Raw genomic sequence first — 9,593 nt, forward strand, 5'->3', positions numbered from 1 at the left:
AGCAACTGGGCACCGGCCATGCGGTGGCCCAGGCCATCCCCAATATTGCCGATGATGATACCGTGCTGGTGCTCTACGGCGATGTGCCGCTGACCCGGCTGGATACGCTGCAGCAACTGCTGGCAGCTAAACCGGCCGATGGCCTGGCAATTCTTACCGTGAATTTAACCAATCCAACCGGCTATGGCCGTATTGTGCGCGAAAACGGCAAGGTAGTTGGCATCGTTGAGCAAAAAGATGCTACCCCCGAGCAGCTGCAAATCAACGAAGTGAACAGTGGCATTATGGCCCTGCCGGGCAAGCAGCTGAAAAGCTGGCTGAGCCGCTTATCCAATAGCAATGCTCAAGGCGAATACTATCTAACCGATGTGATTGCGATGGCACACGGCGAAGGCGTTGCGATCGCCACCGCTCAGCCGCAGCACCCGATGGAGGTGGAAGGCGCCAACAACCGGGTGCAACTGGCTGCATTGGAAGGGGCTTATCAGCAGCGCAAAGCTGAAGAACTGATGCTGGCTGGTGCCAACTTACGTGATCCTTATCGGGTTGATGTGCGCGGCAGTGTCGAAGTCGGCAACGATGTGCTGATTGATATCAATGTGATTTTTGAAGGCAAAGTGGTGCTGGGTAAAGGCGTGACCATTGGTGCCAACTGCATTTTAAAAGACTGCGTGATTGGGGATTACACTGAAATCAAGCCCAACTCCATGGTCGAGCAATCGCAGGTTGGCATGCACTGCTCGGTCGGGCCTTACGCCCGCTTGCGGCCCAACTCGGTGATGCAGGATGACAGTCATGTTGGCAACTTTGTCGAGATGAAAAAAACCACCCTCGGTAAAGGCTCCAAAGCCAATCATCTAACCTATCTGGGCGATGCGGTGATAGGTGATAAAGTCAATGTCGGCGCCGGTACCATTACCTGCAACTACGATGGCGCCAATAAATTTGTCACCACCATCAAAGATGGCGCCTTTATTGGCTCCAACAGCGCTTTGGTGGCCCCGGTCATTGTGGGCGAAAATGCCACCATAGCTGCTGGCACCGTGCTGACCCGTGATGCCGGCGATGGAGAACTGGTGGTCGCCCGCGCCAAGCAGCGGCATATTGATGGTTGGCAGCGACCGGTGAAGTTGAAAAAGTAGCGGCATGCCAAAAATCATTGTTGGTGATTACCTGCTGGATCCAGAGCAGCAGCTGCTGTTTCAGCACGGGCAAGAAGTCGCGATTGAGCCGAAGGCCTTCGCCTTGCTGCTGTATTTGTATCACCAGCGTGAGCGCTATGTCAGTTTAGAAGAGCTGCACCAGCAGGTCTGGACTGACCGGGTGGTCAGCGATTCGGCTGTGCGCAGCAGTATTAAGAAACTGCGCAACGTACTGGATGACAATGATCTTAGCCAGCCCCGCTATATCAAATCGGTCGCAAAACGCGGTTATAAACTGGTTTGTCAGGTTACCGAGATCTACGACGAGCCGTTGGCAGATGCCGCCACTACGACCGATCTCCCAGTAGCGATTGCTGCGGCAGCATCCGGCTCGCCAGCAACGGCGATGGCAAAGCGCTCGGCGAACCTAATCCCACTGCTGCTAGTGCCCATTGTCGCCGCCGTGCTGTTGTGGTTGCTACTGCCATGGCTTCAGGCCCCCAAGACTGCTGAGCAATCACCACTACCACTAGTGAGCCAGCTATCATCTGGTCAGCATATTCCCACCCCGGCTGGAGAAAAGCGCGGCCTGGCATTGTCCCCGGATGGCACGCAACTGGCATTTCTCGGTCGGCCAAATCAAAGTGAACCGTGGCAACTTTATCTGATGGATCGCCAAAGCCGCGATATTCGCCTGTTGCCTACGGCGGCGCAGCAGCCAATCTTATTGGCATTTGCTGATCATCAATCCATGTTTGTGGTTGATGCGCTGATGGGCGACTCCGCTATTTATCATGTGCAACTGGATACCGCTATGCAGCTTGTGGCTGAGCAAAAAGTGGCGGGTTTTCCGTTTATTGCTCACTTGAGCCCAGCGATCGGTGAAGACAGTTGGTTAATTAACGCTGCAGATGGTCTGCAAAAACCGGTTAAGTTATATCGCTGGCAACTGGGCAGTGATCAGCCAGAACTATTGCAGGCACGTAGTAGCGCTATTGATCATATTTATCGTTCGATGTTTTCACCTTCGGGTCAACGATTGGCCAATGCAGTATTTTTAAATTCCGTGGTGTTTGGGGTGGAGGTTCATGATCTTCATTCAAATCAAATTCTGTATTCAGGGCAAGTAGCTGACTCGCTCTCCAGGCTCGAATGGCTGGATGATGAGTCACTTATTTTACTGGATGATAAGCAGGGGCTGATACTCCTGGATCTGCCCTCACAGACTCAGCGAGTTATCATGGCGCATGGTGACGAAAAAATTGAAGACTTTTCCATTCTGGGGGCGGAAAGGCGGCTCATGGCGCTGCGGAATGAATTTTTGTCAGAGCCGTTGTTTTATGAGTTGCTGCCAGGTTCAGGCTTCGCTATCGAGCGTATTGTAAAGGTGCCCGAAGGTATCCGTCAGCTTAATTACGCCGATAACGAAAGGTATTTTGGCGTTTTACAAGAACAAGATACCCGGATGGTCGTGCAATACACTCAGCATGGCGGTAGCAAAGAGGTGCTATTCAGTGCACCGCAGCGTATTGAACTGTTGGATTATCATGCCGCTCAGGCTGCATTGCTGTTGCAGGTTGGACAGCAACTAATGGTGCTTCATCTGAACACGAGCCTGGTTGAGCTGGTCCCTACGTCACAAAGCTTGCTCGACCATCATGCTGCTTTTTCGCTGGATGGAAACCTTGTGTATTTTGGCCAGCTTATAGCTGGAGAGTGGCAGTTGCACCAGTATGAGCGCGCCAGTCAGCAAAGCCGGCTCCTGGTAACGGGCTATCGCTCACTACGTGAAACCTTGGATGGCTTTATTGCTGCCACAGGCCTGGGGGACTTGTATCATTTGGATCCGCAGTTACGGCCTTTAAAACCGCTAGGACAACGTATTAACACTGAATTTATCAGCCGATGGTATGTTCGGCAGCAAAAGCTGATCTGGAGTGATTTTGACTTAGCATCCACCTGGTTAAATCAGTTGGATTTGCTGAGTGGTGAGTTGCAGCAAACCCGCTTTACTTTTGAAAAAATGCACCCTCGTTTTGTTCTTAGTCAGGATGGCAACCGTGTGTTGGGGGTCAGCCGACGCACGCGAACGACCAATCTGGTCGAGGTAGATTTACCCGCACAGCTCTTTACGCCCTAACCTTCCCTGCCTGGCCTTTTTTGTACATTTTCATGAAATTAAACAGAGTGATCGCATGGTGATAAAAAAGCGATCATAAATTTATTGTGTTCCCATCCCTTTGTTCATACCATCAATTGTAAAAACAACACACCATAGGTGAATTTAGGGAGTGCTATGAAAACCAAACTCAGTGCGCTGGTTTACAGCGCCATTGGTCTACTCTCGGCTTTGCTGCTGATTAGCGGCTGGAGTATTGGCTTTGCCGGTGGTTTGCACTACCTCAGCGCAGCCAGTGTCAGCGTGGCGACGGTGCAAAGCGGTGATTTCACCCAGCGGGTGACCGGTTATGGCAGCTTGCAATCGCAAAATCAGCGTTTGCTGACTGCCAGCAGCATGGCGACGGTGGATGAAATTAAGCTGCGCCCTGGCGCTGTGGTTGAGCCTGATAGCATTATCCTGACCTTAAAAAACCCTGCCCTTGAAATTGCCGCCCAGCAGGCGCTGGCCAACTTGCACAACAAGCGCAGCAACAGCCGCCGGCTGGCGCTGGAGCAGCAGCGTGAAATTTTAGAGCAAAGCTCGCGCCTCGCGGAGCTGAAATCCGATTCAGAACTGGCTGCTTTGCAGGTAGAAGCCGAAGCGCCGCTGGCTGAAGCTGGCATTATTTCGGCGATGGATGCCAGGCGCAGCCGGGCGCGGGCCGATCAGCTGGCCGAGCGCTATCAGCTGGAGCTGCAAAAGCTTGAAACACTGAAGGAAGTGCATCAGCAGTATTTGCTGATCCAGCAAGAAGATATTCAGCAAGCTGAAGCAGAGCTTGCCAATGCCACCTATCAGTTGCAGCAACTGGTGGTGCGGGCCGGTCTGGCCGGTGTGCTGCAGCGCTTGCCGGTTAGCCTTGGCCAAAGCGTCAATGTTGGCGATGAGCTGGCGCTGGTTGGCAGTTTGTCGCCTTTGGTGGCTGAGGTCAAAGTACCGCAAATGCAGGTCCGTTTGCTGCAAGTGGGAGCCAACGCCGACGTAGATACCCGTCATGGCATTGTTACCGGTCAGGTGGTGCGGATAGACCCTGTGGTGGCCGATGGTGCTGTGCAGGTTGATATTTTATTGCCCGGGCAATTAAGCAGTGATATCCGGCCAATGCAGATGGTGGATGCGCGCATTTATGGCCAAAGCCGTGGCCAGGTGAGCTTTGTCGACCGGCCGGCTGGCGTAGCCGAAGATGCCAGGGTCGAGCTGTTTAAAGTGGATGCGAATCAGCTGGCCAGCCGGGTGCCGGTGCAATTTGGTAAGGCTTCTGGCCAGCAAATCGAGGTAGTGTCGGGCTTGAATCCCGGCGACCGTATTATTGTCAGCGATCTGCAGCTGGATAGCAGCGTGCGGCAACTGAAACTGACTCAGTAAGGATTGGACGATGAAAACCGATGTACTTAAAATAAAAAATCTGACCAAAACCTTCCAATCAGGTCAGCAGCAACAAGCGGTGCTGAATGGTGTCAGTTTCAGTGTGCACGAAGGTGACTACGTGGCTATTTGTGGCCCGTCCGGCTGCGGCAAATCAACGTTGCTGAATATTCTGGGGCTGCTGGATACCGCCGATAGTGGTGAGTATTACATTGATGGTTTGTTGGTATCGGCTATGAACGCCGATCAGCGGGCACAGATGCGCAGCCGCCGTATTGGCTTTGTATTTCAGGCCTTTAATCTGATTGATGAATACACCGTGCTGGATAATGTCGCCCTGCCGTTGAAATACCGCGGCGATAGCATCCGGCAGCGCCAGGCGCGGGCGCTGGAATGCCTGGAAAAAGTCGGCTTGGCCGATAAAGCGGCGCTGTTTCCTAACCAGTTATCCGGTGGTCAGCAGCAGCGGGTGTCGATTGCCCGCGCGCTGGCGGCCGACTCCGGCATTATGCTGGTGGATGAACCTACCGGTAATCTGGACTCAAAAAATGGCGATGCGGTGATGGCCTTGCTGGCCGATTTGCATCAACAAGGTACCACTATCATTCTGGTCACGCACGACCCACGCTATGCCACTATGGCGCACCGGCAAATTCATTTGCTCGATGGCCAGGTGGTGACCGCAGATGCCGTCCACGCTGAGCAGCAGGAGCAGGTAGCATGAATTGGCGCCTAATCTGGTCAATGCTGTGGCGCAGTTTTCTGCAGGCCCGACAATACTACCTGACCGTCGTCGTCAGCCTGGTGTTTACCCTGACCCTGCTGTTTAGCGTGCTGAGTTTAGTCAATATCACTTTCTTTGCACCCCTGCCTTATCAGAATGATCGCGAGCTTTATTATGTCGGCGGTGAGTTGAATTACCAGGGGGCGCTGCATCAGGCATCCAGCATCCAAACCTTATTTGATCTGCAGCAAAAGACTCAGTTGCTGGAGCAGATGGCAATCTATTTTAGCTTTCAAACTGAATACAAACTGCTGGATATAGCAGCGCGCCCTAAGGTGTTTGTACTTTTGGCGGACCACCATATTTTTGAGGTGATGGGGGTAGAGCCGCTGTTAGGCCGGTTGTTTAATGAGCAAGAGCGGGCGGGCAATAAGCAGCCTTCAGTGGTGCTAAGCCAGGCTATCTGGCAGCAACATTATGGCGGTCGTCCAGATATTGTCGGCCAAAGTATTCAGCTGAATCAGCGCCAGTTTACCGTGATTGGGGTGGTTAAGCAGGCGCTGGAATTACCGGGCTTTACCGATACGCACGAAGCCATCTGGCTGCCGCTGGATATGGATGAGTTTGTTGATATCCGCGGCTTTGATGGCTATTCCGGTGGTTATGCCGCCCTGGGCCGGCTAAAGCCGGGTGTTAGTCAGCAAGAGGCTAATGCCGAGGTCTATCAGGTGCTGAAACAAGCCTCGGCTGAGCGCCATCCAGACTTACAGCATGTGTTTGATTATTACGGCAAGGTGGTACCACTGCGTCAGCAAATTCAGGGCGACTCCGGCCGGCTGGTGCTGATGCTGCTGGCTGGTGTTTCCCTGCTTACTTTAATTGCCTTGGTCAATTTATCCAGCATGCAGTTGGCTCGGGCGGTCAAGCGCCTGCAGCCACTGGCGGTCTGTTACGCCTTTGGTGCCAGCAAAAAGCAAATGTTTCTGCAGGTGTTTCGCCATAATGTCGCCCTGTTGGCAGGCGCCGGTCTGTTGGCTTTGCTATTCACCTGGCTGGGTTTTGGTCTAATTGCCAGTGTGGCCAGTGAGCAATTGCCACGTATCAGCGCGCTGCGTATTGACGGCCTGATGCTGCTGCTTACAGCCCTAGTGCTGCTGGGGATAGCCTTGCTGTTTAGCTGGATTGAGTTAAGTGGTGTGCGCGAGCAGCAATTGATGGCCAGTTTGCAAAGCAGCGGCAAAGGCTCTGGTAAGCAACTCAAGCAAGGGGTAGCACACAGTTTAATCGGTGTGCAGCTGATGTTGTCCTTGCTGGTGTTGCTCGCGACCGCCCATGTCTTTGCCGCCGCCTGGACCGAAGCCAACCGACCCACCGGCATCGACAGCAGCGGTCTTTGGTCACTGACTGTCAATTACAGCGACCTGGACAATCGCGAGCAGCGGCAAAACCAGCATCGTGCTTTAATGCAAAATCTGGCGGCTTTGCCGCAGGTGCAAGCCGTCACCGCCGTCGAGGAGCCAAGGGCTCCCAGAGTTCGTAATCAGGATATTGTTAGTAACGCTCAGGGTGAAGTCATTACCTCGGCCCGGATCCTCCGGGTGCTACCGGGTTACTTTCAATCTTACGGCTTGGCGCTGAGTGGTCAGGGTTTTAGCGCTGAACAGGTCGGGCTGGAGCATTACCCGCTTATTGTTAATCAGCGGCTGGCCGATCGCATTGTCCGCACCACAGGCAAGCCTGCTTTGGGGCAAACCCTGGCTATCTACGATGACAGTGTGCAGCGGCAGATTATTGGTATAGTCGCCAACACCAATTTCCCCGGCGATCCAAGTTATGAAGTCGATGAGGTGTATTACCCGGCAGAAAACCCCGGCCTACGTGACTACAGTTATCTGCTAACGCTGAACGCTGGAGATACCCTGACCGATACCGCCTTGTTGGAGCTGCTACGCCAGCAAGATCCGCGTCTCGATTTGATCGAGCTCACTACCGTAGCCGCGGCTTTTGCCCGTTACTCGCTGGCGCACCGGCTGGCAGCTGCCCTGGCGGCTACGCTGGCGCTGATGAGCCTACTGACGGTATTGGCCGGTATTGCCGGTATTGTCAGCTATCTGGTGCAGGCGCGTCGCTACCAGCTTGGGGTAGAAATGGCGATGGGCGCCAGCTTAAAGCAGTTACTAAAAGACAACCTGCAGAAGCTGGCGCAGCCCATAGCGGCAGCGCTGCTGCTCGGCTTTTCCTGCTTCTTTTTCCTGGCCGGCATCAGCCGTACTCAGCCCGAGCTGATGTTTCAGGCCAACTGGACCCTGGTAGCAGCCTTGCTGGCTCTGCTGGCATTCGCCGCCCTGCTCTGCAGCTTTGTGCCACTACGCCGGGTGTTGCTGACCGATCCGGTAAAAGCACTACGGAATGAGTAATAAAACAAAAAAGAGTACTGGCGAATCCCTCCGGCTTGCGGAGGGATTCGAGTTCAGCTTTAACTTGCTTTATCCACCAACACCGCAATAGCGCCATCACCAGTCACATTACAAGCGGTGCCAAAGCTATCTTGTGCCATATATAGTGCGATCATCAGCGCAATGGCGGCGTCGCCAAAGCCCAGCATCGAAATCAGCAAGGCAACCGCCGACATCACGGCGCCACCCGGAACACCTGGTGCTGCCAGCATCACCAGGCCCAGCATCAGAATAAAGGGCAGCATGGTGATAAAGGAAGGAATGGCCAGACCATCCTGCATCACCATCACCGCGACCGCGCAGGCCACAATAGTGATGGTGGAGCCGGCCAGGTGGGTGGTGGCGCACAGTGGCACGGTAAAGTTGGCAATGTCTTCTTTCACGCCATTGTTCTTGGTGGCCTCTAGCGATACCGGAATGGTGGCCGCGCTCGACATGGTACCCAGCGCCGTGAAGTAGGCAGGTAGCATGTTTTTCACCAGGCCAAAAGGCGAGCGGCCAGCCTTGATGGCGGCTAGGGTAAAGAGCGCAAAGATCCACACCCAGTGCAGGGCGATAGAGAGCAGCAACACCACACCAAAGGTTTTCAGGGTGCCGAACACGGTGCCAGCCACCGCCATTTCAGCAAAAACACCGGCAATGTAAAATGGCAGCAGTGGGATAATGATCTTGGTCAGCAGCAGCTGAATGACATCCCGGCCCTGATCGGACAGTTGTTTCAGTTGCTCTGCCCGGGTGGCCGCAATGCCCAGGCCAAAAATAAAAGCCAGCGCCAGCGCCGTCATCACATTAAACACCGGCGGGATGGCCAGCTCGATAAAAGGGCTCAGTACAGTGCCATTGCCTGAAGTGGCCGCTGTATCGGCAGAGCCTGCCAGCACTGGCACCAGCAAAGCGGCGACAAAAAACGCCAGGCTGCCAGCTAAAATGGTGGAAAGGTAAGCGGTACCCAAAGTGCGGCCCAGCAGCTTGCCGGAATTCTGTGGCAAATTGGCAATGCCACTGGTAATAAAAAACAAGATCAGCAGCGGAATGGTAAAAAACAGCAGCTGAGCAAAAAGGCCTTTAAAGGTGATCAGCAGTTGGGTTAGTACCGTCGGAGCATAAAGCCCCAGCAGCATGCCAAGCACAATGCCGGCAATCAGTTTTAAAATAAGCAGCATGGTCGTTTCTCGTTGTTATAAACCAGCACTGTGCTGGTTGTCCCCTAGTAACGGTCAGAGCATAGCATAAGGCAGCGGCAGAGATCTGCACCTGCTGGTAGAGCCAGTGCAGAGCTTTGTTACCTTACTCCTCTTCATTTTTTTGCGCCAGCAATTCACTAAATGCTGATAACACACTTTGCTCGGATAGTTGCAACTGGCGAACGGCAATAGCAAGCGCCTCCAGCTGGGGCCTGATTTGTTGCAACCGGGCTTGCTCGCTCTGCTTGCTTTGCGTTTGGGTTGCTACGGTCATCGGTTTACCGCGCTGGCGCTCTAAAATACCTTCAGCCTCCAACAAGCTGTACGCTTTTGAAATGGTCATCGGGTTAACAGCATAGTGGGCGGCCAACTCGCGTACCGATGGCAGTGCATCACCCGCACGCAGTTGCCCACCTGCCACCATGCGTTTAATTTGCCCGGTCAACTGGCGGTATATGGGTTCGCCACTGTTAGGGTTGATGCTAAAGATGGACATAATAAGCCCAGTTGTTGGTTATGATTTGAATCATAGCCTGGCTGACCTCTGTTGCCCTGAGTACC

At 53.8% G+C, this 9,593-nt stretch carries 7 protein-coding genes; 5 read left to right on the top strand and 2 right to left on the bottom strand.

What is annotated here, in order from left to right:
* The 5 genes from glmU to JJU14_RS15555 form a co-directional block, all read left to right on the top strand.
* A partial coding sequence (glmU, locus tag JJU14_RS15535; protein ID WP_228614633.1) for a bifunctional UDP-N-acetylglucosamine diphosphorylase/glucosamine-1-phosphate N-acetyltransferase GlmU occupies positions 1-1,142 on the top strand: 1,142 nt, incomplete at its 5' end.
* 4 nt (positions 1,143-1,146) lie between these two features.
* Positions 1,147-3,282 (top strand): winged helix-turn-helix domain-containing protein, encoded by a 2,136-nt coding sequence (locus JJU14_RS15540; RefSeq protein WP_228614634.1) that lies wholly within the window; start codon positions 1,147-1,149, stop codon positions 3,280-3,282.
* Positions 3,283-3,438: 156 nt separating this feature from the next.
* Entirely contained in the window at positions 3,439-4,668 is a 1,230-nt protein-coding gene (locus JJU14_RS15545; protein ID WP_228614635.1) for an HlyD family efflux transporter periplasmic adaptor subunit, read from the top strand.
* A 10-nt stretch (positions 4,669-4,678) separates the two neighbouring features.
* Positions 4,679-5,392 carry an ABC transporter ATP-binding protein gene (locus JJU14_RS15550; RefSeq protein ID WP_228614636.1) on the top strand — a complete coding sequence of 238 codons (714 nt, stop codon included), beginning with the start codon at positions 4,679-4,681 and terminating at the stop codon, positions 5,390-5,392.
* Positions 5,389-7,809 (top strand): ABC transporter permease, encoded by a 2,421-nt coding sequence (locus tag JJU14_RS15555; protein WP_228614637.1) that lies wholly within the window; start codon positions 5,389-5,391, stop codon positions 7,807-7,809. Before JJU14_RS15550 ends, JJU14_RS15555 begins: the two co-directional genes overlap by 4 nt.
* Positions 7,810-7,868: 59 nt before the next feature.
* Here the strand turns inward: JJU14_RS15555 and JJU14_RS15560 are convergent, their stop codons facing one another.
* Positions 7,869-9,011, bottom strand: a complete 1,143-nt coding sequence (locus JJU14_RS15560; RefSeq protein ID WP_228614638.1) for a dicarboxylate/amino acid:cation symporter — start codon at positions 9,009-9,011, stop codon at positions 7,869-7,871.
* Positions 9,012-9,135: 124 nt separating this feature from the next.
* Positions 9,136-9,522 carry a GntR family transcriptional regulator gene (locus JJU14_RS15565; protein WP_228614639.1) on the bottom strand — a complete coding sequence of 129 codons (387 nt, stop codon included), beginning with the start codon at positions 9,520-9,522 and terminating at the stop codon, positions 9,136-9,138.
* Positions 9,523-9,593 lie beyond the last annotated feature (71 nt).

The organism is Alkalimonas sp., assembly GCF_020831925.1.
Taxonomy (GTDB): Bacteria; Pseudomonadota; Gammaproteobacteria; order Enterobacterales; family Alteromonadaceae; genus Alkalimonas.

Coding starts and splice junctions, on each gene's coding strand:
- JJU14_RS15545 (WP_228614635.1), top strand. CDS start 3,439: ATGAAAACCAAACTCAGTGCGCTGGTTTACAGCGCCATTGGTCTACTC.
- JJU14_RS15555 (WP_228614637.1), top strand. CDS start 5,389: ATGAATTGGCGCCTAATCTGGTCAATGCTGTGGCGCAGTTTTCTGCAG.
- JJU14_RS15550 (WP_228614636.1), top strand. CDS start 4,679: ATGAAAACCGATGTACTTAAAATAAAAAATCTGACCAAAACCTTCCAA.
- JJU14_RS15540 (WP_228614634.1), top strand. CDS start 1,147: ATGCCAAAAATCATTGTTGGTGATTACCTGCTGGATCCAGAGCAGCAG.
- JJU14_RS15560 (WP_228614638.1), bottom strand. CDS start 9,011: ATGCTGCTTATTTTAAAACTGATTGCCGGCATTGTGCTTGGCATGCTG.